Source organism: Arthrobacter sp. C152, assembly GCF_054890965.1.
Window position 1 is genome coordinate 88990 of the sequence record NZ_JBTZSU010000010.1, and the last position, 23083, is coordinate 112072.

General features: G+C 62.3%; 18 protein-coding genes. 16 read left to right on the plus strand and 2 right to left on the minus strand.

Translation table 11 applies throughout. The features are described from left to right. The first annotated feature begins 25 nt into the window (after positions 1-25). From ACYSM9_RS09800 to ACYSM9_RS09870, 15 genes are all read left to right on the plus strand, one after another. Positions 26-1699 carry an ABC transporter substrate-binding protein gene (locus ACYSM9_RS09800; protein ID WP_461856772.1) on the plus strand — a complete coding sequence of 558 codons (1674 nt, stop codon included), beginning with the start codon at positions 26-28 and terminating at the stop codon, positions 1697-1699. A gap of 186 nt (positions 1700-1885) precedes the next feature. Next, a complete protein-coding gene (locus ACYSM9_RS09805; RefSeq protein WP_461856773.1) occupies positions 1886-2863 on the plus strand; it encodes an ABC transporter permease in 978 nt (325 codons plus the stop codon). A 32-nt stretch (positions 2864-2895) separates the two neighbouring features. Continuing rightward, the gene (locus ACYSM9_RS09810; RefSeq protein ID WP_461856774.1) at positions 2896-3822 is read left to right on the plus strand and encodes an ABC transporter permease; all 927 of its coding nucleotides are present in this window, start codon (positions 2896-2898) and stop codon (positions 3820-3822) included. Further along, the gene (locus tag ACYSM9_RS09815) at positions 3819-4772 is read left to right on the plus strand and encodes an ABC transporter ATP-binding protein (RefSeq protein WP_461856775.1); all 954 of its coding nucleotides are present in this window, start codon (positions 3819-3821) and stop codon (positions 4770-4772) included. The genes ACYSM9_RS09810 and ACYSM9_RS09815 overlap by 4 nt, the downstream gene beginning before the upstream one ends. Next, positions 4769-5842: an ABC transporter ATP-binding protein gene (locus tag ACYSM9_RS09820; protein ID WP_461856776.1), complete on the plus strand. Its 1074-nt coding sequence runs from the start codon at positions 4769-4771 to the stop codon at positions 5840-5842. Before ACYSM9_RS09815 ends, ACYSM9_RS09820 begins: the two co-directional genes overlap by 4 nt. A gap of 308 nt (positions 5843-6150) precedes the next feature. After that, entirely contained in the window at positions 6151-7584 is a 1434-nt protein-coding gene (locus tag ACYSM9_RS09825) for a glycoside hydrolase family 32 protein (RefSeq protein ID WP_461856802.1), read from the plus strand. Between the two features lie 98 nt (positions 7585-7682). Further along, the gene (locus ACYSM9_RS09830; protein WP_461856777.1) at positions 7683-8654 is read left to right on the plus strand and encodes a PfkB family carbohydrate kinase; all 972 of its coding nucleotides are present in this window, start codon (positions 7683-7685) and stop codon (positions 8652-8654) included. Between the two features lie 64 nt (positions 8655-8718). Continuing rightward, the gene (locus ACYSM9_RS09835) at positions 8719-10179 is read left to right on the plus strand and encodes an extracellular solute-binding protein (protein ID WP_461856778.1); all 1461 of its coding nucleotides are present in this window, start codon (positions 8719-8721) and stop codon (positions 10177-10179) included. Further along, positions 10176-11105, plus strand: a complete 930-nt coding sequence (locus ACYSM9_RS09840) for a carbohydrate ABC transporter permease (protein ID WP_461856779.1) — start codon at positions 10176-10178, stop codon at positions 11103-11105. The genes ACYSM9_RS09835 and ACYSM9_RS09840 overlap by 4 nt, the downstream gene beginning before the upstream one ends. A gap of 8 nt (positions 11106-11113) precedes the next feature. After that, complete coding sequence (locus ACYSM9_RS09845; RefSeq protein WP_461856780.1) at positions 11114-12025, plus strand: carbohydrate ABC transporter permease; 912 nt, start codon at positions 11114-11116, stop codon at positions 12023-12025. Between the two features lie 1231 nt (positions 12026-13256). Next, a complete protein-coding gene (locus ACYSM9_RS09850; RefSeq protein WP_461856781.1) occupies positions 13257-13418 on the plus strand; it encodes a hypothetical protein in 162 nt (53 codons plus the stop codon). A gap of 59 nt (positions 13419-13477) precedes the next feature. Beyond that, a complete protein-coding gene (locus ACYSM9_RS09855) occupies positions 13478-14866 on the plus strand; it encodes a hypothetical protein (RefSeq protein ID WP_461856782.1) in 1389 nt (462 codons plus the stop codon). Positions 14867-14952: 86 nt separating this feature from the next. Further along, positions 14953-15720 (plus strand): AAA family ATPase, encoded by a 768-nt coding sequence (locus ACYSM9_RS09860; protein WP_461856803.1) that lies wholly within the window; start codon positions 14953-14955, stop codon positions 15718-15720. Further along, positions 15717-16769 carry a 5-methylcytosine-specific restriction endonuclease system specificity protein McrC gene (mcrC, locus tag ACYSM9_RS09865; protein ID WP_461856783.1) on the plus strand — a complete coding sequence of 351 codons (1053 nt, stop codon included), beginning with the start codon at positions 15717-15719 and terminating at the stop codon, positions 16767-16769. The genes ACYSM9_RS09860 and mcrC overlap by 4 nt, the downstream gene beginning before the upstream one ends. 784 nt (positions 16770-17553) lie before the next feature. Continuing rightward, the gene (locus tag ACYSM9_RS09870) at positions 17554-17940 is read left to right on the plus strand and encodes a hypothetical protein (RefSeq protein WP_461856784.1); all 387 of its coding nucleotides are present in this window, start codon (positions 17554-17556) and stop codon (positions 17938-17940) included. 1453 nt (positions 17941-19393) lie between these two features. Here ACYSM9_RS09870 and ACYSM9_RS09875 read toward each other — a convergent pair. Together ACYSM9_RS09875 and ACYSM9_RS09880 are read right to left on the minus strand one after the other, a co-directional pair. After that, positions 19394-19552 (minus strand): hypothetical protein, encoded by a 159-nt coding sequence (locus tag ACYSM9_RS09875; RefSeq protein ID WP_461856785.1) that lies wholly within the window; start codon positions 19550-19552, stop codon positions 19394-19396. Positions 19553-19564: 12 nt separating this feature from the next. Continuing rightward, complete coding sequence (locus ACYSM9_RS09880) at positions 19565-19936, minus strand: hypothetical protein (RefSeq protein ID WP_461856786.1); 372 nt, start codon at positions 19934-19936, stop codon at positions 19565-19567. Between the two features lie 210 nt (positions 19937-20146). On the opposite strand from ACYSM9_RS09880, the gene ACYSM9_RS09885 reads away from it, so the two are divergent. Then, positions 20147-23077 carry a DNA methyltransferase gene (locus ACYSM9_RS09885; protein ID WP_461856787.1) on the plus strand — a complete coding sequence of 977 codons (2931 nt, stop codon included), beginning with the start codon at positions 20147-20149 and terminating at the stop codon, positions 23075-23077. Positions 23078-23083: the final 6 nt, after the last annotated feature.

Consider the following 23083-nt stretch of genomic DNA (forward strand, 5'->3'; position numbering starts at 1 on the left):
GAAGACAGGAAGAGATAACCCCATCATGACACAAACCAGGTTCCTCAAGTCCGCCCGCATCGCCGCGGCCGGACTGGCGGTAGGCGCAATGCTGCTGACCGGCTGCGCCGCCACCGGCAACAAGTCCGGCGGCACCGACGCCGCGGCCAATGCCAACGCGTTCCTCACCATTCCCCGTGAAGACATGGGCACGTTCGTGCAGAACTTCAACCCGTTCGCACCGACCGTCAACCCCATGGTCCAGCAGTCCATTTACGAATCCCTCCTGGTCTTCAACCCGGCCCAGGGGGACACCGTGCCGTGGCTGGCCACCGACTGGAAGGCCGCGGACGACGGCAAGTCCATCACCTTCACCTTGCGTGACGGGGTGAAGTGGTCCGACGGCCAGCCCTTCGTTGCCGACGACGTCGCCTACACGTTCGAACTTCAGAAGAAGCTGAAAGGCGGCTACGAGTACCTCGACGGCGTCACGGCACAAGGCAACAAGGTCACGTTCAACTTCAACAAGCCCTGGTCCCCCGCCCTGTACGACGTCGGCCAGCTCAGCATCCTGCCCAAGCACATCTGGTCCGCACTGGCCGACCCCGAGAAGGACGCCAACGCCAAGCCTGTGGGCACCGGACCATACACCGAGGTGGACAACTTCCAGGCCCAGTCCTTCGTGCTGAAGAAAAACCCCAACTACTGGCAGCCGGAGAAGCAAAAGATCGCCGGCATCAAGATGCTCGCATTCGCAGGCAACGACGGCGCGAACCTCGCCGCCGCCAACGGCGACGTTGACTGGGCCCCGCAGTACATCCCGAACATCGAAAAGACCTTCGTCTCAAAGGACAAGGACCACCGGCACTACTGGTTCCCGCCGACGGGCGCCATGATCAACTGGCAGCTCAACACCACCAAGGCGCCCTTCAACGACGTTGATGTCCGCAAGGCACTGAGCATGGCCGTGGACCGGGACCAGGTCACCAAGATCGGCATGAGCGGCTACGCCCAGCCGGCCGACTGCACCGGCCTGTCCGGTAACTACGAGACCTGGAAGAACACCCAGGTCAAGGACAGCTGCACCTGGACCAAGCACGACGTCCAGAAAGCCAACGACCTGCTGGACAAGGCGGGCTACCCCAAGGGCCCCGACGGCAAGCGGACGCTCAAGGACGGCAAACCATTCGAGTTCAAGATCTCCGTCGGTGCTACCTCGTCCGACTGGCTCTCCGTGGCCAACGTCATCTCCCAGAACCTGGCAGAAGTCGGCGTGACCGCGAAAGTGGACTCCCCGGACTGGGCCGCAGTGGTGTCAGGCTACGAAACGGGTGACTTTGACTCCGGCATCGTCTGGAGCGCCAACGATCCGAGCCCGTACAAGTACTTCAACACCACCATGGGCACCACCTCGGTGAAGCCGGTCGGCACCAAAACCTCCGACAACTACCACCGTTTCGGCGACCCCAAAGCCGATGCCCTGCTGGCGGACTTCGCTGCAGCGACTGACCAGTCCAAGCAAAAGGACATTGCCAACAAGCTGCAGGAAGAATACAACGACGTCGCCCCACTGGTGCCGCTGTTCTCCGGCCCGGAATGGGGTGCGTACAACGACACCCGCTTCACCGGCTGGCCCACCCAGGACAACCCTTACGCCACCCTCTCGGTTCGCGCACCCTCCACGGTTCTTGTGCTGACCAGCCTCGAACCGCGCAAGTAGTCCCCACCGCCGCCCTGACCTCGCTGCGCTTCGGCCAGGGAACCCGGGCGGCGTGGGCCCACCTCCCACCGAGCCTGAAGCCCACCTGGCCTCACGCCACCTAACGCCCGACGGCCTGGCCTATGCCATCAGCCGGCCGTCGGGCGTACCCCACAATCTTTACCACTCCCGAATTGGAGGGAAACCGTGCGCTTCATCCTGCGCCGACTGGGTTTCTACCTGCTCGCCTTCTGGGCATCCATCACCCTGAATTTCTTGCTCCCGCGCTTCATGCCCGGGGACCCCGTATCACGCATGTTCGCCCGCTCCCAGGACAGAATGCAGCCCGAACAGCTCGATGCCCTGCGCAAGCTGCTTGGCGTGGACGACCGGCCCATCTGGGAGCAGTACGCCGGCTACCTCCAGAACATCCTTACCGGACAGATGGGGGTATCGATTACACGTTTTCCCACCCCCGTCACCGAGGTCATCTCGTCCCAGATCGGCTGGACCCTCCTGCTCGGCGGGGCCGCACTGGTGATTGCTGCCGTCGTAGGCAACCTGCTGGGCATCCTGGCAGCATGGCGCCGCGGCGGCGCCATCGACTCGGCCCTGCCGCCCGTGCTGGTCTTCATCGGATCATTCCCCTACTTCTGGCTAGCAATGGGCGCCCTATACCTGTTCGGCGTCGTGCTGGGCTGGTTCCCGATCCGCCACGCATTCACCGACGGACTTGAGCCGGCGTTCACTGCCGAGTTCATCGGCGACGTAGCCGCCCACCTCGTACTTCCGGCGCTGACCATCGTCCTGGTCTCCATTGGCGGCTGGATGCTTGGCATGCGGAACACCATGATCGCCACGAACTCCGAGGACTACATCACCATGGCCGAAGCCAAGGGCCTGCGCCCCGGGCGGATCATGCTCCGCTACGCCGCCCGGAATGCCATGCTGCCCTCGGTGACCAGCTTCGGGATGGGCCTGGGGTTCGTCGTAGGCGGCGCCCTCCTCACCGAGGTCGTCTTCGCCTACCCCGGCGTCGGCTACCAGCTCCTCAACGCCGTGCAGGGCCTTGACTATCCGCTCATGCAGGGCCTGTTCCTGACCATCACCGCCGCCGTGCTGCTGGCGAACTTCCTGGTGGACGTCCTCTACGTTCGCCTCGACCCCCGCGTGCGCAGCAACTGAACAGCGCGTACCCAGTAACCAAGGGACCGACCATGACCAGCGTTATCCTCCAGCAGCCCACCGAAGCAAAAGCTGCCCGCAAAACCAACCGCGGCTTCATCCACGGGCTTATCATCAACAAGAAGGCCATGACCGGCATGGCCATCATGCTCATCTTCATCGTCCTGGCCCTGGCCGCGCCGGTACTGTTCCCGGGCGACCCCTCCCGGATCACCGGGATGGCCTCACTGGAACCGGACAGCGAACACTGGCTCGGCACCACCGCCAAGGGCCAGGACGTGCTTGCCTTGACCATCCACGGCGCCCGGAGTTCCCTGCTGGTAGGCCTTACCGTCGGGCTTGCATCCACCTTCATCGGAATCCTCGTCGGCCTGGCATCAGCCTATTTCGGCAAATTCATCGACGAAGCACTGTCGCTGCTGACTAACGTCTTCCTCCTCCTTCCCGGCCTGCCGCTGCTCGTCATCCTGGCCGCCTTCCTGCCACCAGGGCTGGGCACCGTCATCCTGGTCCTCACCGTCACAGGATGGGCCGGATCAGCGCGCGTTCTCCGGTCACAGGCGCTGTCCATCCGTTCCAAGGACTTCGTCGCTGCCGCCGTCGTCTCCGGTGAACGGGCCGGCCGCATCATGTTCCGCGAGATCCTGCCGAACATGGCATCGATCGTAATGGGAACACTGCTCGCCTGTGTCATCTACGGCATCGGGGCCCAAGCAGGCCTCGAATTCCTTGGACTGGGCGACGTCAGCACCGTCTCGTGGGGCAATAACCTCTTCTGGGCCGGCAATGAAGGCGCCCTCCTTACCGGAAGCTGGTGGGTCTTCATCCCCTCAGGCCTGTGCATCGCGCTGGTGGCGTTCGCCTTGGCCCTCATCAACTACGCCGTCGACGAAGTAACCAATCCCCGGCTGCGGAAGACCCGCAAGCCCGCCACCACCGAAAGGAGCGCGGCACAATGACCGTCTCCCAAACCTCCTTCGGCTCCCACGAACCGGTCCTCGACGTCAGGAACCTCACCGTCCAGTACATCGGCGACACCCGCTCGACCACGGCCGTGGACAACGTCTCCTTCAGCATCGGCGCCGGCGAGGTGTTCGGGCTGGCCGGCGAATCCGGTTGCGGAAAGTCCACCATCGCCAACTCCATCATGCGGCTGCTCAAGGACCCGGCAAAGATCGCCGCCGGCAGCATCTCCTTCGGCGGAAAGGACGTGCTGGCCATGAACCAGGACGAGCTGCGCCGTTTCCGCTGGCAGGACGTCGCCATGGTGTTCCAGTCCGCCATGAACTCGCTCAACCCGGTACTCACCATCGGGGAACAGATGGCCGACATCTTCACCACCCATGCCGGCTATTCGCGCAAGGAATCCCTTCGACGCGCAGCACAACTGCTGGAACTCGTCAGAATCGATCCGGCGCGCCTCAAGTCGTACCCGCATCAACTCTCCGGTGGGATGCGGCAACGGGCCGTGATCGCCATGGCCGTAGCACTCAAGCCGTCACTGCTGATATTGGACGAGCCCACCACGGCGCTGGACGTGGTGGTGCAGCAGGAGATCATGGCCCAGATCAAGGACCTCCAACGCGAACTGGGCTTCTCCGTCCTGTTCATCACCCACGATATGTCGTTGATGGTGGAACTCTCCCACCGCATGGCCGTCATGTACGGCGGTCGGATCGTCGAGACCGCCAAAGCCCACGACATCTACACCGCCCCCGGGCACCCCTACACCCAAGCCCTCATGGGCGCGTTCCCGCCGCTCATCGGCCCGCGGATCCCGCTTAAGGGCCTCCCCGAAGGCGTGAGGTTCCGGAACATCCCGGACCTCACCGAAGTCGCGCCCGGCCACTTCGTGGCCCCGTTTGATCCCGACGCCGAAGCCGCCGTCCTTGAAGGAGCAGCACAATGAGCCACGCCGTCCACTCCCCTGCCCGGCCAAACGTGCCGGTCCAGACCCCGGCCCTTGAGGTGCGCGGACTGGGTAAGTCGTTCCACATCGGCGGCTTGTTCTCCAGCCAGTCCGTCAGGGCGCTCCACCGCGTGGACCTGACCATTGGCCGTGGAGAGATCGTGGCACTGGTCGGGGAATCAGGCTCAGGCAAGAGCACCTTGGCCCGCTGTGTCGCCCGGCTCGAGAAACCCAGCGAAGGTGCGATCCTGGTCGACGGCGTCGACGTCCTCAAACGTGACAGGTTCCAGGCCTCACGGGCGTTCCGGTCCCAACTGCAGATGGTCTTTCAGGACCCCTTTGGGTCGCTGAACCCCGCCCACCGGATCGAGCACTTCCTCCGGCGGTCGCTCACCATCCACGGCAAAGGCGGCACCGGCCAACGCGGTTCAGATGAGCAGACCAGGCACCGCCTCGAAGAGCTCATGACCACCGTCGGCCTTCAGCCCGACATGCTCGACTCCTACCCCCACGAGCTCTCCGGCGGTCAACGCCAACGGGTCGCGATTGCGCGGGCCCTGGCCGTGGAGCCAAACGTCATCCTCGCCGACGAACCAACATCCATGCTGGACGTATCGGTCCGCATCGGAGTGCTGAACCTGATGCGGAAACTGCGCGACGAGCAGGGCATCTCCATGCTTTACATCACCCACGACCTCGCCTCCGCCCGGTACCTCGCAGACCGGACGGCCGTCATGTTCGCCGGCGAAATCGTCGAAGAGGGCGAATCACTGGACCTGCTGGCCAACCCAGCCCACCCCTACACCCAACTGCTCGTCTCAGCCGTCCCCGACCCGGCCCGGGCCGGATCCTACGACCCCGTCCACCGCGCCCAGCTACGGCAAGCCGTCATGGCTTCCACCACCTGCGCCTTTAATAACGACCCCGACCAGCCCTGCTCGTCCGAAGAACCCGTACGACACCAGGTGGGCGACCCCTTCAACCGACACTGGGTCCGCTGCCACCTCTACCGCCCACGCGCCGGCGCCGGCGGCCATGCACTGGCGACAGAACCACAGCCTGCAGACTGAACTTCCGGAATTTTCCTGACTGTCCTCACAGCAGGACGAACCTCAAATCCAAGCCAAAACAGCGCCCGCTCTGCGCTGCCCAAAAACATCATCATTCACGCCTTGGCAGCACCGCAGCTGCCCACCGAGAGGTAACCATGAAAGAATCACCCGCCGTCTCCCGGCGCGCCCTCCTGACCGGAAGCGGAGCCGTCGCCCTCACCGGATCGCTCGCACTCTCAACGTCCTTCGCCGAGTCAGCGACGGCGGCACCCCCGAACGCTCGTGACACCACCCCGGCCAAGCCGCCCTTTAAAGGACCAACCCGTATGCGCCCGACCTATCACTTCAGCGTCCCCGACAACTGGAAGAACGACCCCCAGCGACCCATCTTCATCGACGGCGAATACCACTACTACTACCTCTACAACGGCGATTACCTGCAGGGCGGCGGAGGCACATCGTGGCGCCGTGCCACCACCACCGACCACGTTTCTTTTCGCGACCGTGGCATCGCCATCCCCAAATTCAGCAACGACAACGGCGACTGCTGGTCAGGATGCCTTGTCATCGATGAACGAAACACCGCCGGATACGGTGAAAACGCCGTCATAGCCCTCGTGACGCAGGCGCCCCAGGGCCGCCAGGCCCAATACCTTTGGTACTCCACGGATAGCGGGCGCTCGTTCCAACCCGGTGGGACGGCACCGGTACTGCCGAACCCCGGCGTACCGGATTTCCGCGACCCGAAAGTGATCTGGGATGCAGACCGGAGCCAGTGGTTCATGGTCAACGCCGAAGGGCAGAAACTCGGCTTCTACACGTCTCCCAACCTGCGTTCCTGGCAGCGGGTCGGCGAATTCGTCCGCACGGACCTGGGGCTGCTTGAGTGCCCGGATCTTTTCCGCATGACCGCCGACGACGGAACGTCGCACTGGATCCTGGGCACCAGCGCCAACGGCAAAGGCCGCGGCCTGCCGGCAACCTACGCCTACTGGACAGGGGCCTTCAACGGCACTGCGTTTGCCCCCGACCATGCCGAGCCGGAATGGCTGGACTACGGCTATGACTTCTACGGGGCAGTCACCTACCCCCATCACGACTCCTCCGGCGCCGAGGATGCCACCCTGCGCCGGGCGCTTGGATGGTCGAACTTCTGGGACTACCCCCACAACACTCCGACCCTGGCTACCGACGCGTACAACGGCGATGACATGATCGTGCGCGACATCCGCCTCAAGAAGGCCAACGGAAGCTACCACCTCGTCTCAACCCCCACCGCCGGCCTGGCCAACTACGTCAAGCGCACCCACCGTCTCGGGGACGTCACGGTCACGGGAACCCATGACCTCAATATCAGCGCACTGGCCTACGACCTGACCTGTGACCTGGTATGGGACCCGGCCTCCCCTCCGTCCAACATCGGCCTTGAGATCTGCCGTGCGGCTGGCGGAGGCCGGCACGTCGCCGCCGGCGCGTTCCTCCGCGGCCCCTTCGCCTACGTCAATCGGCGACCCACCATCAACCCGACCGGTGGGGAAAGCCAGACGCCCATCGATCCCTCGGCGGGACGCCTCACCCTCCGCCTCCTCGTGGACAGTACCAGCGTGGAAATGTTTGTCGGAGACGGACGGGTGGTGCACTCACACCGGGTGTTCCCCCTGGAGGGTGACAACACCATCCGGCTCTACGCCAACGATGGAACGGCCACCTTCGGCAACCTCACGATCAACGAAATCAACGAGATCAACGCGGCGACTTAGCCCGGCCCGAGACGTTCCGGCAGGTCATTCCGCCGCCGCAATCACCCGCCTCCGGAATGACCTGCCGCTCCCCTACCAACACTGCCCGAGAGACAATCATGGAATACCTCCAAGCAGCCCGCCCAGACGGCCAACAGCTTTTTGACGCCGTCGTTGTCGGTGAAGCGCTGATCGATGTGGTGACCACCCCAAACAGCCAGGTGGAACACCCCGGCGGATCACCCGCCAACGTCGCCTACGGCCTCGGGCTCCTGGGCGTCACCACGGGCATGCTCACGGCCATAGCGCCCGATGCCCGGGGAACATCAATAGAAAACCACCTCCACAGGGCGGGAGTTACTCTTCTGCCCGGATCAAAATCCCTTGCCCGTACGGCGACAGCCACCGCAACCCTCGGACCCGACGGATCAGCCGAATACGACTTCGACATCCACTGGGACCTGCCAACAGCAACACCTGCCTACTTCCCCAAAATCCTGCACACCGGTTCCATAGCCACCTTCCTGAACCCCGGGGCAGGTGCCGTCAAAACCCTGCTCGAACAAGCCCACAAGCATTGCACGATCACCTACGACCCGAACATCAGGCCAGCCCTGCTTGGCAGCCACGCCGCAGCGAAGGCAACCTTCGAAGACATCGCCGCACTGACCGACGTCGTCAAACTCAGCGACGAGGACGCCCACTGGCTATACCCCGCGAAAACACTGGAAGAAACCGCTGAGCACATCCTCCGGCTCGGCGCCGGGCTGGCAGTGATAACCAAAGGTGCCGCCGGCTCCCAATTCACCTCCCCGTCCGCGAGCATCACCATTCCCGCAGTCAAAGCGACGGTGGCAGACACCATCGGCGCCGGCGACTCCTACATGGCAGCACTCATCCTGGGCCTGCTCACCCGCGGCACCGAGGGCTTTGCCCCCACCGTCATGGAGCAGCTGGGACGCACCGCAGCCGCAGCAGCGGCTATCACCGTGCGGCGCGCCGGGGCGAACCCGCCGACCCTGGACGAACTGACATCTGCTGTCGAGGCACCTGCCTCCGCACCACGAGCTTTCGCATGCGATCGGGCATAAACAAAACAACCCTGCGGGCAACAAAAGTAAAGCACCCCGTTTACCCTGTTAGGAGGAGCCAACAATGACGTCTGAAAAGACACCGGGGCACCAAGCCCCTGCGCATGCGCTGCGGTCCAGCGGCAGGTTTGCACAACTGACCCGGCGTTCCATGCTGGGCCTGACCGGGATCGCCGTGGCGGGGACGACCGTGGGCGCCTGGCCGCGGCTGACCGGCGCTGACATTCCAGGCCGGGGCAGCAAGGCCTTGAACATCGCCATCCTGGGGACGGCAGCGGATGCTGCGGGCCGCCAGGGCCTGATCCAGGCCTTTACCGCCGCCCATCCTGACATTCCCGTACAGCTGCAGGCGATTCAGGGTGCGGACTGGAAGGACTTCTTTTCCAAGATCCTGACCATGGTGGCTGCCGGGACACCCCCGGATGTTGTTTATGTCGCCACCGAGGGAGCCCAGCTCTTCGCCGACAAGCTGGCCGAGCCGTTGGACAGTTATGTCCGCCGGGACGCCGCGGCGATGAGCGATTACTTCGACGACGTCCATCCCAGCCTGCTGGAAGCCTTCATGTACCAGGGAAGCCTGTACCAACTTCCACTGGACTGGAATGCGGCGAACATGTACCTGAATACCACCACCTTTGCCCAGGCCGGTCTTGATCGGCCAAAGGACGATTGGACGAAGGATGACTTCAGCGCCACGTTGAGGGCCCTCCGCAAGGCCCGCCCAGCTGATTTCACCCCGTACTACTGGACCAACCGGCTTTTTGGCGGAGTCGTACCGTGGCTTTACGCCAACGACACCAGCTTCTTGTCCGAAACAAAGGCTCCCGGCGGCGACTGGCTTTGGGACCGCTTCTACCCCAACGACCCTGCCCGGGCGACCCGCGGCGGCGGATATCAATGGCTGGCCCCCAACGCCGAGGACCGGCGGGTGGTCGAGACCTTCGACTACCTGCGCGAGCTCGTAGCCGAAGGACTCGGCGTGCGTCCCGAATCCGGGGGCGGCAACGCCCTGGTGGGCCTGTTCGGCAACAACCGCATCGGCACCACCCCGGCAGGAGGTTACTGGGCGCAGGGCCTGCACGAGGCCGGGATGACCGCCGATCAATTCGATGTGCAGTTCTTCCCCCGCTGGCGGACCCAGCGGCACCAGTTCGGCGCTGCCGGCTACGCGATCATGCGCACGGCCAAAGACAAGGACGCGGCATGGGAATGGGTGAAGTTCTGCTCCACCCGCGAAGCGATGCAGCTGGCCATTCCCAAGCCGAACACCACCCCCACCCGCCGCTCGATGGTCAACGAGTCCTTCTACGCGGCCACCGGGCCACGGCACTGGAAAGTCTTCTACGACACCCTGGACAGGTTCCCCACCTCCGGCCCGATCCCCGCGCCGCCGCAGCAGGCCGCCGTCGAGACTGCCCTGATGAAGAACGTCTCCACCGCGGTCAGCGGCAGCTCCGCCGATGTACGGGCAGCGATGGGCAACCTGCAACGCGACCTCGAACTTGCCTTGAGGAGGAACTCATGACCACCACGTCCACCGTCCCGCGGCCAACGGTGAAACCACCGGCCGTGCGCCGCTCCTTTGTCGAGCGATGGCTGGCGAGGATCTTCCTGGCTCCCACCGTGCTCGGGATGGCCCTCTTCACCTTCCTGCCCATCATCGCGTCGCTGGTCCTGGCCTTCTTCCGCTGGGACATCATTTCAGCACCAGAGTTCGTCGGTTTCGCCAACTTCGCCTCACTGGCGCAGGACCCCACCGTCCGCGTGTCATTCCTCAACACCATCGGGTTCGTAGTTGTCGCGGTCATCCTTCAACTGGGCATCGCGCTTGGCCTGGCTGCCATGCTGCAGGCCAGGATGCCGTCCTGGCTGAGGGTGTTCCTCCGTTCCACCTTTTTCTTCCCCCTGGTCCTGTCCGCCGCGTCGGTGTCCATCTTCATGCGTTACATGTTCAACGAACAGTTCGGCGTGGTGAACTGGCTCCTGTCACTCGTCGGGATCCCCGCTGTGCCCTGGCTGACAAGTCCCACGGCATCCGCCGCCGTCGTCGTCCTGGTCTACGTCTGGCAAAACTTCGGGTTCTCCTTCCTGCTCTTCCTCGGCGCCCTCACCAACATCCCCAGAGAACTGCACGAAGCAGCGAACCTGGACGGCGCCACGGGCTGGAAACAGTTCAGCAACGTGACTCTTCCGCTGATCAGCCCCACTGTGCTCGTGGCTTCCGTCATGGCCATCATCAGCGCCCTGCAGGTCTTCGACCAGCCGTACGTCCTGACCAACGGTGGTCCCGGCGATTCCACCCGCACCGCCGTCATGGTCATCTTCGAATCCGCCTTTCAGCAACTGGAATTCGGCAAAGCCTCAGCCATCGGCCTGGTACTCACCGTACTGATCCTTGCCGTGACCGCCCTGCAATTCCGCCTTAGCCGCCGCTTCGTCTTCTACCAGTGAGGTCCCCCATGTCCAGCCCGACCCTGCAGACCGGGACCGGCAAGCATTCCGGTCCCACCGCCGAAACGCCGGTTACCCCTAAGCCCTACCGCAACCGCCGCTTGCCCGCAGCCGGCACGGTCGGCAGATACGCGGCGTTGGCCGTGGCAGCTGCGCTGACCCTCGGCCCTGTCCTGTGGACCTTGTCCACCTCCCTGCGGACGCCGTCGGAATCCTTCAACCTGCCACCGTCCTTCCTGCCCATCACCCCCGACTTCACCGCCTACCAGGAGGTGTTCAAGCAGATCAACATCGGCCTCCTGGTCCTGAACAGCGCCCTGGTGACCGGTCTGATCGCACTCGGCCAGATGGCGTCCGCCACCCTGGCCGGCTATGCCTTCGCCCGTTTGGACTTCCGCGGCAAGAACGCCATCTTCTCTCTGGTGCTGGCCACCATGATGGTCCCGGTGCAGGTCACCATCGTCCCGGTGTTCATGCTGATCCGGGGCATGGGCCTGTCCGACACCCTGCTGGCCCTGATCCTGCCGGCCATTCCCACAGCATTCGGCACCTTCCTGATGCGCCAGTACTTCCTGGGCCTGCCAAACGACTTCGCAGAAGCAGCAGCCCTGGATGGTGCCGGACCGTGGCGGATCTTCCGTTCGGTCTACGTCCCCCTGGCGGTCCCCGGCATGGCCATCGTCGGGATCCTAGCCTTCAACTTCCACTGGAACGAGTTCTTCCGGCCGCTGATCCTCACCATCAGCGAACAGAACTTCACCCTTCCCCTCGGCCTGGTCACGCTCCAAGGCAACCTCGGCACCGGCAGCATCTCAGTCGTCCTCGCCGGCGTGATCCTATCCATGCTGCCCGCACTCGTCGTCTTCATCTTCGGCCAACGAACCCTGCGCGAAGGCCTCACGGCCGGCGCCAGCAAGTAGCCGTGCCGTAAAAAAGGAACACGTCCACAGGGCTGGTGCACCCTCTCCGGATGGCACGGCGAGAAGTTGCCGCGTGAGAGGGGTGCCGCCACCCCGCACACGATACAAGCAGCAACCATGGCGGCTGTAAGGACTGGCGGGAGGGGGCGCCGCTGCAGGACAAGACGTGCGCGAGAAAAGGCCGTTAAACCAGATATAGGTGTGGACACTGTCCACACCCCCTTTGGCAGGACAATCGCGAGCCTGGCTCTCTGCGTCGCCCTCATTTCGCCTATTTCGTCTGGCCGTGTATCAAGATGAGGGCACGTCATGTCGTTCCCAATCCACCGGAACATGAATAGGTGTAGGCCACCCCCGCCCACCCGATAGAACCGGAACGAGGAACCACAGAACCCCAGCTCAGCAGGCGGAGCGCCCACCAGCCAGGACGCTGACCCCGTCACCCCACACACCTGAATAGGCTCCGCGGCAGCCAGGCCACAGCCCGCAACCCAACCCGTCAGACGACGCGACCGCAAGCTTTGTACACACGTCCAAGCAAAATCGCCTCTGACGAGGCAAAACACTGTGCCCGAGGTGGGACTCGAACTACATTCCCGGCCTTGAAATCACTGGGAACCCGCGGAAACATACGGAATTCGAAGCAGTCCGATGGCGCTAGAACCGGATCCGAAGCCAAAAGTGTGGACATTGTCCACACTTATTTTTGAGCCACCCAGTACCTGGTCCGCTCGCCTACAACACATCCAAGGATCACCCCGCGCAGGACCTTCGGTCTCAATGCTGCAGCCCTTGCCCGAAGGAAGTGGCCCTTCCGATGATGCTCTCAGGTTCGCAGCCCGCTCCCCGCTCCCCGTCCCAGCCGGAACTCAGCGGCCCACACCCCGCATGCGTCGGTGAGGACGTGCGGCAGCAAGGTCCAACGTCGGCCCTTCCCGTGCCATGCGGCTGCCGCGGAGCCGCCACCGACAATCGCCGCTCCAAGGACAAAGCGCCAACGGCCACTCTCCGAGGGCAGGATGATCTGCTGAGCGAGGTACCACAGGGCAAAGCCAGCCAGCGGCCAGAGAAAACCGAGGGCGAAGTCCTCTCCGAACTCGGCCACGACATGCCGCGCCACAGCAGATCTTCGCGCACGGAATTAACGACGGCACTGCATACCATCACGGAGGCCACGGACGCAGTCACCCGTTGCCGGTTTGGGACCAGCGCTTGTACGAAGGCTCCCGCTATGGGCACGACCATCATGCAGGAGTACGCGTCCGGCACCGTTGTCACGTCCAAGAGGCTTGCGAACAAGATCGCGGCCGCGAAAGTCTACGAAGCGGCCATGAAGAAGGCCGGCGGAGGAGTTCCCGTGTCGGTGCAGGGGTTGGCCCGACGGGCCAGTTGACGAGCGCTGCCGCCGCGGCCTTGCACGCGGTACAGGCACCAATCCGGCAGAATGCAGGTATGCCCGAAAAACACTTCGACACCGACGCAGAGGCTCGGGTCACGACATCACGGCCGGCACCTGACATGGCGATCGCTAGTGAGGCCGGTGAGGTGATCGCGCACATGCTCGGCGACGGACGGTCTGTAATCGACCCGACGGCGACAATCTGGACGGCCGAGGCGGCCGAGGACCTGCGCTCGAGGATCGGGGACAACCCAATCCTCGGGGCTGATCAGCGCCAGTGGGACAAGTTCGACCAGCAGCTTGAGGGCGCGTCCCGGGAGGTGGTGCTCCTCGCAGCCGAGCTCGTGTTCCTGCGCGAGCATCCGCTATTTTCGGCCAGGCCACAGACCCGGCGCGCCCACGTCGAGGGGGTGCTGGCCCACCTCCGCTCCCCCGTGACGATCCCGGAGCCGATGTCGGCCTGGCTGGGCCGCCCCGCCGGGACTGCAGGGTTCGAAGGGGGTATGGGGTACAACGGCGCGCTGTGGCGGCACATCATCTGGGCCGCGACCTTCGTGCGCCACTGGAACGGGCTGGCGGAGGCGGAGCGCGCGGCCGCTCGCACCGATCCGTGGGAGCTGCAGCGCGTCATGCTCGCTTCCGGCAACGACCGGTCCGACATTCGCAACGCGCTGCAGTTTCTCGCCCGCCCTGACACATTCGAACCGATCTCATCGGCCCCGATGAAGTCGAGGATACGCAATGGCTTGGCCGATCGGATTGGCGGTGCGAAGGGGAACGACCCGGCCTCGATCGATCGCGACCTCCTCGCGATCCGCTCGTCCCTCAGCGACGAGGTTGAGGGGCCGTTCCACTTCTGGACGCCGGCGGTGGCGCAGCTCTGGGACCCATCCCGGAGCGAGCCCGCCTCGTCAGATGCCGGGACTGCTGAGCTGGGAGATCCCCGTCCACGTCACTACTGGCTCTACTCCCCCGGCGCGCAGGCATCGGAATGGGAGGGGTTCTCATCCGAAGGCATCATGGCGATCGGCTGGGACGAGCTCGACGACCTCAACACCTACCCGAGCCGTGAAGCGATACGCCAAGCACTCGACCCCGAAGGAACCGGCGGGTCGCTGAGGAACGACGTCCTCGCGGTATGGCAGTTCCAGCATGATATCGCCGTGGGCGACATCATCTTCGCCAAGCGCGGACGAAAGGAGATCCTGGGGCGTGGCGAGGTCACCTCCGCCGCCCGGTTCGAGCCCGACCGCGGCTCGTACATTCATGTCCGTTCTGTGGAGTGGACGCACACCGGGTCCTGGGATCACCCGGGAAACGCCGCACTCAAGACGCTCACGGACATCACTCCCTATCAGGACTACGTCGAGCAGCTCGAAGCGCTCGTCACCGGCGAGGACCTGCCAGCCCTGCCCGCCACGACGGCGCCGCTGCCACCTTAGGACGGGCCGCATTCCTAAGGGAGGTTTACCTGCCCGAGGAACGGTACGAGCGCCTCTGCTCCCTACTGGCGCGCAAGAAGAACGTCATCCTCGCGGGCCCGCCGGGCGTCGGGAAGACCTTCGCCGCCAAGAGACTGGCGTATTCGATCATGGGCGAGAAGGACCCTAGACGCGTCCAGATGGTCCAGTTCCACCAAAGCTACTCGTACGAAGACTTTATGATGGGGTACCGCCCCACAGAGACGGCCGGCTTCGTCCTCGCCGAAGGACCGTTCTACCGGTTCTGCGAAGAAGCCCGCGCCGACGACGCCGACCGGCCGTACTTCTTCATCATCGACGAGATCAATCGCGGCAACATCTCCAAGATCTTCGGGGAGCTGCTTATGCTCATTGAAGCCGACAAGCGCGGGCAAGACCTCCGCCTCCTGTACAAGAACGAAACGTTCTCCGTTCCCTCCAACGTGCACATCATCGGCATGATGAACACCGCCGACCGCAGCCTCGCTGTACTTGACTACGCGCTGCGCCGTCGCTTTGGCTTTTTCGAAATGGGGCCGGGCTTCGACTCAGAGGGGTTCACCCGCTGGCAGCAAGATGCGGGCAGCCCTTCGCTCGACAGCGTCGTCGCGGCGGTCGTCGACCTCAACAAGGCGATCGCCGCGGACCCCGCACTCGGCCAGGGCTTCGCGATCGGGCACAGCTACCTCTCGCGACCCACGGCCGGCGACAGCGAGGACACCTGGCTCTACTCGGTCGTTGAGGACGAACTCATCCCCCTCCTCGACGAGTACTGGTTCGACGAACCGGCTACGGCCGAGGAATGGGCAGTCAGGCTCCGGGCCGCGCTCACATGACCAACCGCTCGATCGCCATACGCAATGTCTACGTGATGATGGCTTACGCCTTCCGGGCGATCCAAAGCGACGGGAGCGACCGGATCGCGGCCGAGACCTTCGACCACCTCCACGACCTGCTCGCGGAGATTCTCGTGCGCGGCGCCGGCGCACAGGTTAAGCGCGGCCTCCACCGCGACTACCTGCGGCGCAGCGACGACTTAGCCACCGTGCGCGGCCGCATCGACGTCGCCCGGACCGTGGCCACCCGCTCCAAGGTCCGGGGCAGGCTGGTGTGCGAGTTCGACGAGTATGAACCCGACACGCCCTACAACCAGGCACTGAAGTCGGTCATAGTCCTCCTCATCCGCCACGGGGAGGTCTCCACGCCGCGCAGGGATGCGCTGCGTCGGCTCCTGCCATACTTGGACGCGGTCACGCTGGTCCCGCCGACTTCGATCCGCTGGAATGGGCTCACCTACCACCGTGCCAACTCCTCGTACCGGCTGCTGCTCGGTGTCTGCGAGCTGGTCGTGCGCGGACTCCTGCCCACCAAGGCTGCAGGTGCAGCAAAGCTCGCTTCATGGGTGTCTGACGACGCGATGAGCAGCCTGTACGAGCGCTTCCTGCGCAGCTATTACGCCGCCCACCACCCCGAGTTCTCCCCCGCCGCGTCGAGCGTTGCCTGGGACTTCGATGAGACGAGGGCGCTCGGAGCCGAGCAGCTCCCGGCAATGCGCACCGATGTCACGCTGCGCCGTGGACGGCGGACGCTGATCGTCGACGCAAAGTACTACAGCCGATCAATGCAGGTCGGCATGTGGGGAAAGGCGACGATACATTCGGCGAACCTCTACCAGGTGCTGACCTACGTAAAGAACGCCGACGTGAACCACGACGGATCGGTCAGCGGCCTGCTGCTGTACGCACGTACCGACGCTCCTGTACAGCCAGACTTGGATGTATTGATTCAGGGCAACCGGATCGGCGCTCGGACGCTCGACCTCAACCAACCGTGGGTCGAACTCAGGGCGCAGCTTGAAGACTTAGCCAGATGGCTTGAGGACTGACTTCAGCGCCCAATCGCTGACCCGTCCGGTCTTTTAGCAAGAGCAGTCGGTAATCCCTCGGCCATCGCGCAGGCCATCTCCCGAAGAGGTGGCCGTCATTCTCAGGAACATCCTTCATGGACCGCCGCTGTGAGACCGGATTAGGAGACACGATCAGCGGCTGAGTCTCGGTGAACTCACCCCGTCTCGGGAAGGTGATATCGACGAGACGGGACACCACGGCAAATTAGGCAACCGCTATGAGGAAGGTGACGCTGTGTTCACCGCCGACAAAAGGAGGCCCGGGCACTTTTAGCCCAACTCGCAAACATTGATTCCTGCCCGGAGCATGTTGTCGGCATGTTCGGACCAGTCAGAGTCCAAAGAATCGAAAATCACTTCGCCGTCTCCCTACAAGTACACGGCAACCCATTCGTGATCCGACTTGTCGAATGCCTGCAAGTAGTTCGGGAGATGCCCCGTCACATCGCTTGGCCCTTCCACATTAACTTGGAAAACGGCCGTAGCCACGTATCTTGACTTGATGAACCACATGAAGAAGCGGTCCGCAACTCCCGGCTGTCCATTGCGGGAACAGCTTTCATCTTTCAGTTCACCCCTAGGCCCCCGTCTCGCGACTGAAAACTATGTTGAAAACGGACGCGAACTTCCAGGTGCGCGTAATAATTCACTAATTTGACTTGACACTCGACGCGAATCATTCGCCCTGTTAGCGTGTGGCTATCGCGAGGATGAGATCTGAATGTTGCTCAAACAAACGTTGTAACCAAATGGGGGATTTAGCATGATCGATGCCAATACGATTGAACTCTTCCTCAGGAATGATGAAGATATTCAGATTTCCGACAAGCTTGATGAGGGCACATTCAGGATCAAGACCCGCATCCCTGACTCGTCGGTCTTTGCGGGCGAGGACGCCGAGATGATCGTCACCATCCGCGTGAATCCCGAGTTCGTTATGCTGCTCTCGAGGGTCCAGGAGGACCACCTGGGGTTCGCATTGGCAGCCTGTGAAAACTCCAACGCCGTAGGACTCATTTCCTTCGGCGACGGCTTCATGATGCGAGCCGCTCTCCTGTCGAAGTTCTCCGAACCCGTAGCAATCAATAATTTAGCGCGAGCCCTTGCGCTGGCCAAGCTTGAATACGAATCGTATGTTCGGGCTGGCTAGCTATCCGTGTTCCGTGTGGCAGGCCCACTAAAGTCCGGGATGGATCTGAATCACTTCTAACTGGCCAAACACCGTAGGAGGAAACGATGAGCTGGACCTGTGATCGTTGCCGGACGAGCAACAATGACAGCCGCTATCAGTGCAGCAAATGCAACAACTTCAACGCGACAGCCTCCGAGGCTCACACCCGCTGGAAGGACTGGACATGCTCTTGTGGCCAGGAAAACGGCGGCGGGTTCAAGTCTTGCTACCGGTGTGGCTCTAAGAGGCCCTGATAATCGCTGAGTGCGGGTCGCGGGCGCTCGGGATTTTCGTCGAGGCCCTGGAGCCCCTCGCCGCGGGACTCATCGATTGTGCCCCCGTGGAAAATTCGCTTACGCCCTCAGTGTCACACGTCGTGAGGGAGATGCCAACTTCATCCTGGATGAAATATCGCGCCCAGTCGATAGCCGCCTATTGCTGCCCCAGCGTCCTTGAGTTTTTGACGGCTTGAGGCATTTCTAGGCGGCGTCGACGAGGAGAGCAGAGGAAAGTTGGATGGTCAGAGTCTTCCCGATCAGCGTACCTGGTGGGCTCACATTAGACGGAAACACCAGGCCTCCAAGTCTTAGCTACCTCTGCCCCGTCGTGGCCATCAAAAAGAGGCCGAGGCTGCCCCTGCCTTTCGCGACATCGATTCTTAGGGCGGTGAGCGGGGCCATTAACTTCTTTCATATTCGATGGCCGTGACTTTGGCAGCCGTCTTTTGCGACGCCGACGGTGATTGGTCCGCTCGATCTAAGTCGTGATCGCCAGACGCCTCTTGAGCCACGACTGAGGGCAAGGAAGTTCTTCTGCAACAGGAATTAAGAACCACTCGTACGCGTCATTGTCCGCGCACATACCGACGCTGCCCCTCGATCGGGTGAGCCCGCAGCGAGACAATGTGATTCAACGAACCGGCGTGACAGAACTGAGACCCGCGGTCCGAGAGGACCACGGCCGGCGCAAGAAGGTGGGCACCTGCTACACCCTCCAGCGCGTCGACGGCTAGCCCGACGAGAGTATCACGTTGCTCCCACGGTCCCTGCTGCAGCTTAAGTAGGGGCGACGAGGCCCGGGGAAGGAACGATGAATAAGTGGCACTCCCCTCTTTCTTTCCACGCCTTAGGGTCAAGTGCTTGTTCATATTTGCCCTGTATCCTAATGTAATTTTTGTGATATTCGTTCATATCTGAGGGGGCAACTCATGGCACAGGATTCCTCGACGGAAAAGGGTGCAAACTTCAAATGTAAGCACTGCGGCGGCTACCACGGAGGCCTCCGGTCAACAAAAGTCTGTCCTGAATGCTACGACAAAGGCAAGCGTTAAAGGGCAAGGCCTGTCTAAAGGGAAGGAGAGCCAAACCGGGCTCTCTTTCCCTTTATTGGCGGCACCAAAAGAGCCCCGCTGCTGGAGCCCTTCTCTTTCTAGCTAGTCCTTCTTCTTATCCTGCCGCGGTGGATTTGTAACGCCGTAGAGCTTCGTTGTCGTGGTCTCGTCCGCGCTGAAGTGCGACTTCCTGATGGTCGTCGGGATCTCGTTACGGGGTACTTCGTACTTGGGCTTGTCGCTCTTCTTCTTGTCAGCCATTGGGGTTTCCTCCTAGATACAACCGCATGCGTGCAGCCCAGCAATTACAACCATTGATAGCCACACACCGAGGAGGATGCTGTAACCGATCATTAGTCGCAGAGCAATCTTATCGAGCAGCGTCATTTCTCCGCTCAACGCCTGGATGCCGTCCATCACGATGCGGTGCTGAACCTGGAATGGCTCTACCGTCAGGTACTTGTCGAGGAGGTCCTTGGGGTCGCTCTCATCACCGCCTGCAGGCCACATGGTCCAGAGACCGACGGCTGCAGCCACCACAGACAGGGCGACGCTGATGAATTGCCAGCCGTTCTGCAAACTTGTCGTCTGGATCGTCGCCAAGATGCCGGCTGCGGTGACCAGGACGGCAGCTCGTGTGTGCATAGCGTTTCTTCGGGCAGCGATGGCTGCACGCTGACGGTCAACCTCTTTGTGGACGAGCTCGAGTTGCTCCGTTGGAGGCACCGGATCATCTGATTCGGTGGATAACGTGACCAGAGGCTGGAAATGAAGACGGACTGGAGGCATGGAAAAAACTCTAAGGCCTCTGTCATACCAAGCTGGTCGGCTAAACATACGTGGCATGGAAGGGCAGTGAGAACCTTCAGCATTAGGATGAACTCTGGTCGCGAGCTTATCGACGACTTTGAATTTTGTACCGGGGGTCATCCTTTGCCAAACCTTTCTCCTGACGAGCTGCGTCGTAACCTCGAAGCACTTTTTACCTACCGCATGCAAAATTTGACGGGTGATGAAAAGGGTGAGGCCCAGATCTTCTGTGAGCGCTTGTTTCAAGCCTTTGGTCACGAGGGTCTGAGAGAAGCTGGTGCCACGCTTGAACAGCGCGTCAAGAAGCTGGACAGCAAGGGCACGGCCTTCGCCGATCTCATGTGGAAACCCCGCGTCCTTATCGAGATGAAAAAGGCCGGGCAAGACCTGTCGCGGCACTTCCGCCAGGCGTTCGACTACTGGATGGTGGCCGTTCCTAACCGGCCGCGCTACGTGGTCCTTTGCAACTTTGATGAGTTCTGGATTTATGACTTCGAGAACCAGATTGAAGAACCCGTCGACAAGGTCCTGCTCAAAGACCTAGCGCAGCGTTCCAGTGTCCTCGGCTTCATGCATCCGGTCGACACCGAGCCTGTGTTCCAGAACGACCTCGTTGCGGTTACCCGCGCGGCGGCGGGCAAGGTTGCCAAGGTCTTCCGTTCCCTGCATGGCCGCGGCATCGAACGCAATGCCGCGCAGCGTTTCTGTCTCCAGTCGGTCATGGCCATGTTCGCTGAAGATATCGGGCTAATGCCGCAAGACGCCTACTCCAAGCTCCTGCGTGAGGCTAAGAGTGGCGTTGACGCCTACGACACGATCTTTGGGTTGTTCCGGGAGATGAACACTCCAGGTAACACGCCTGGTGGCCGTTTCAAGGGCACCCCGTACTTCAATGGTGGCTTGTTCGCTGACATTATCCCGCTCGAACTGACCGATGAAGAACTCGACCTTATGCGGGCCGCCGCGTCGGAGCGCTGGTCTGACGTGCGTCCCGAAATCTTTGGCACCCTGTTTGAAGGCTCGATGGAAGACGGCGAGCGCCATGCAAGCGGCGCTCACTTCACCTCCCCCGCGGACATCGCCAAGGTGGTCATCCCGACTATCGTGACGCCATGGCGTCAACGACTCGACGCGGCAAAAGGCAGCATAGAAGCCCTCGAAAAGGAACTGTTTGCCTTATCGAATTTCCGGGTGCTTGACCCGGCCTGTGGATCGGGCAACTTCCTCTACGTCGCCTACCGCGAGCTTCGCCGCCTTGAAAAAGAGGCCCATGACCTAATCGCCGACCGGCGCCGCAGCGGTGCACTTGCTGCGCAGTCGCTGGCGTCGTTTGTCTCTACAGATCACTTCTACGGCTTTGACATCAATCCCTTCGCGGTTGAAATCGCCAAGGTAACCATGATGCTCGCGAAGAAGCTGAGCTCCGACGAGTTGCACGACGCACCGGAAGTGCTACCGCTGGAGAACCTGGACGGTTCGATCAAGGCAGCTGACGCCCTGTTTACGGTGTGGCCTAAAGTGGACGCCATCATCGGCAACCCGCCGTATCTTGGCCGGCGCAAGATGGTCAAGGATCTCGGCGCCGTCTATACCAATAAGGTGACTCAGGCGCATCCGAAGGTTGCAGGCGTGGCCGACTTCGTCTGCTACTGGTTCCCACTGGCTCACGACCGCCTGGAGCCGGGCGGACGGGCTGGCTTTGTCGCGACGAACACCATCCGGCAGAACGCTTCACGGGAATCTTCCCTTGGTTACATCGTCGATAACGGCGGCATCATCACGGATGCCGTTTCCAACGAGCCGTGGTCCGGTGAAGCGGGCGTCTCAGTCTCCATCGTCAACTGGGTCAAGGACGGCCACAGCGTCAAGGTTCCGGAGACCAAGGTCCTCTGGCTCGAAGAGGGCAACGTCCGCCTTGAACTGCCAGAGATCACCCCGTCGCTGTCTCCGGAAATCGACCTGCGTAAGGCGCACTCCCTGGCTGTGAATAAGAAGCCAAAGGTCTTCTTCCAGGGCCAGACTCCCGGCGTGACTGACGGCTACATCATCGAGGAAGCTGACCGCAAGGTCGCCCAGAGACTCATGATCGACTCCGCTCCCGTCGTCCACCCGTTCCTGGGCGGTGACGAGATCCTGCACGCGATGGGACCGATTCGGTGGGTCGTTGATATCGACGAGACGGACAGCATCAAGGCAGATGCCAGGTACCCGTCCGCCATGGCACACCTCCGCCATCTGGTTCTGCCACTTAAGGAAGCCCGTGCCAAGGAAGAAGCAGACCGCAATAGCGAGGTCCTGGCCGCCAACCCGAAGGCGCGCGTCAACCGACACCACGAAGGCTTCCTGAACTCCTGGTGGCAGTTGAACTACCGTCGCGCGGACATGCTTGAAGCCATTGCTCCCCTGGATCGCTACATTGCAGTCACGCGAGTTGCTAGTGATAAGCGGATGTCGGTCTTCACCTTTGTCGACTCGTCTCTGCGGCTCGGTGATTCAGCTCAGGCGTTCGCCTTTGATGATGACTATTCAATGGGCATCTTGCAGTCCGCCCTCCACCGTCAGTGGCTGGTCGAACGGTGCTCCACACTGGAGACCCGCCTTCGCTACACGTCGACGACGGTCTTCGACAGCTTCGCTTGGCCCCAAAACCCGACAGCCGTCGCAGTGGAAAGGGTCGCGCGGGCTATGGCTGCGATCGTCGAACTCCGCGTGGGATATTTGAATAGCGGGATTACTCTGGCGAAGCAGTACAACTCCCTGCGCACTGCCGGAAAGAACAAGCTGAAAGACCTGCACGATGAACTCGATGCGGCGGTCTATGAAGCTTTTGAGTTCTCGACGACGCTCGATCCCATTGCGCAGATGTTCTCGCTGAACCAAGAGGTGCACGAGCTCGGGAAAGACGCTCGTGGCCCTGGGGCAGCCGGTCTGCAGAACACCCGGTTCAGCAACTATAAGCTGGTGTCGACGCTGTAGGAACGG

What these genes read in the sequence shown, in the direction of transcription:
- ACYSM9_RS09800 (WP_461856772.1), top strand. Translation starts at nt 26, where the DNA reads ATGACACAAACCAGGTTCCTCAAGTCCGCCCGCATCGCCGCGGCCGGA.
- ACYSM9_RS09810 (WP_461856774.1), top strand. Translation starts at nt 2,896, where the DNA reads ATGACCAGCGTTATCCTCCAGCAGCCCACCGAAGCAAAAGCTGCCCGC.
- ACYSM9_RS09815 (WP_461856775.1), top strand. Translation starts at nt 3,819, where the DNA reads ATGACCGTCTCCCAAACCTCCTTCGGCTCCCACGAACCGGTCCTCGAC.
- ACYSM9_RS09820 (WP_461856776.1), top strand. Translation starts at nt 4,769, where the DNA reads ATGAGCCACGCCGTCCACTCCCCTGCCCGGCCAAACGTGCCGGTCCAG.
- ACYSM9_RS09825 (WP_461856802.1), top strand. Translation starts at nt 6,151, where the DNA reads ATGCGCCCGACCTATCACTTCAGCGTCCCCGACAACTGGAAGAACGAC.
- ACYSM9_RS09830 (WP_461856777.1), top strand. Translation starts at nt 7,683, where the DNA reads ATGGAATACCTCCAAGCAGCCCGCCCAGACGGCCAACAGCTTTTTGAC.
- ACYSM9_RS09835 (WP_461856778.1), top strand. Translation starts at nt 8,719, where the DNA reads ATGACGTCTGAAAAGACACCGGGGCACCAAGCCCCTGCGCATGCGCTG.
- ACYSM9_RS09840 (WP_461856779.1), top strand. Translation starts at nt 10,176, where the DNA reads ATGACCACCACGTCCACCGTCCCGCGGCCAACGGTGAAACCACCGGCC.
- ACYSM9_RS09845 (WP_461856780.1), top strand. Translation starts at nt 11,114, where the DNA reads ATGTCCAGCCCGACCCTGCAGACCGGGACCGGCAAGCATTCCGGTCCC.
- ACYSM9_RS09850 (WP_461856781.1), top strand. Translation starts at nt 13,257, where the DNA reads ATGGGCACGACCATCATGCAGGAGTACGCGTCCGGCACCGTTGTCACG.
- ACYSM9_RS09855 (WP_461856782.1), top strand. Translation starts at nt 13,478, where the DNA reads ATGCCCGAAAAACACTTCGACACCGACGCAGAGGCTCGGGTCACGACA.
- mcrC (WP_461856783.1), top strand. Translation starts at nt 15,717, where the DNA reads ATGACCAACCGCTCGATCGCCATACGCAATGTCTACGTGATGATGGCT.
- ACYSM9_RS09870 (WP_461856784.1), top strand. Translation starts at nt 17,554, where the DNA reads ATGATCGATGCCAATACGATTGAACTCTTCCTCAGGAATGATGAAGAT.
- ACYSM9_RS09875 (WP_461856785.1), bottom strand. Translation starts at nt 19,552, where the DNA reads ATGGCTGACAAGAAGAAGAGCGACAAGCCCAAGTACGAAGTACCCCGT.
- ACYSM9_RS09880 (WP_461856786.1), bottom strand. Translation starts at nt 19,936, where the DNA reads ATGCACACACGAGCTGCCGTCCTGGTCACCGCAGCCGGCATCTTGGCG.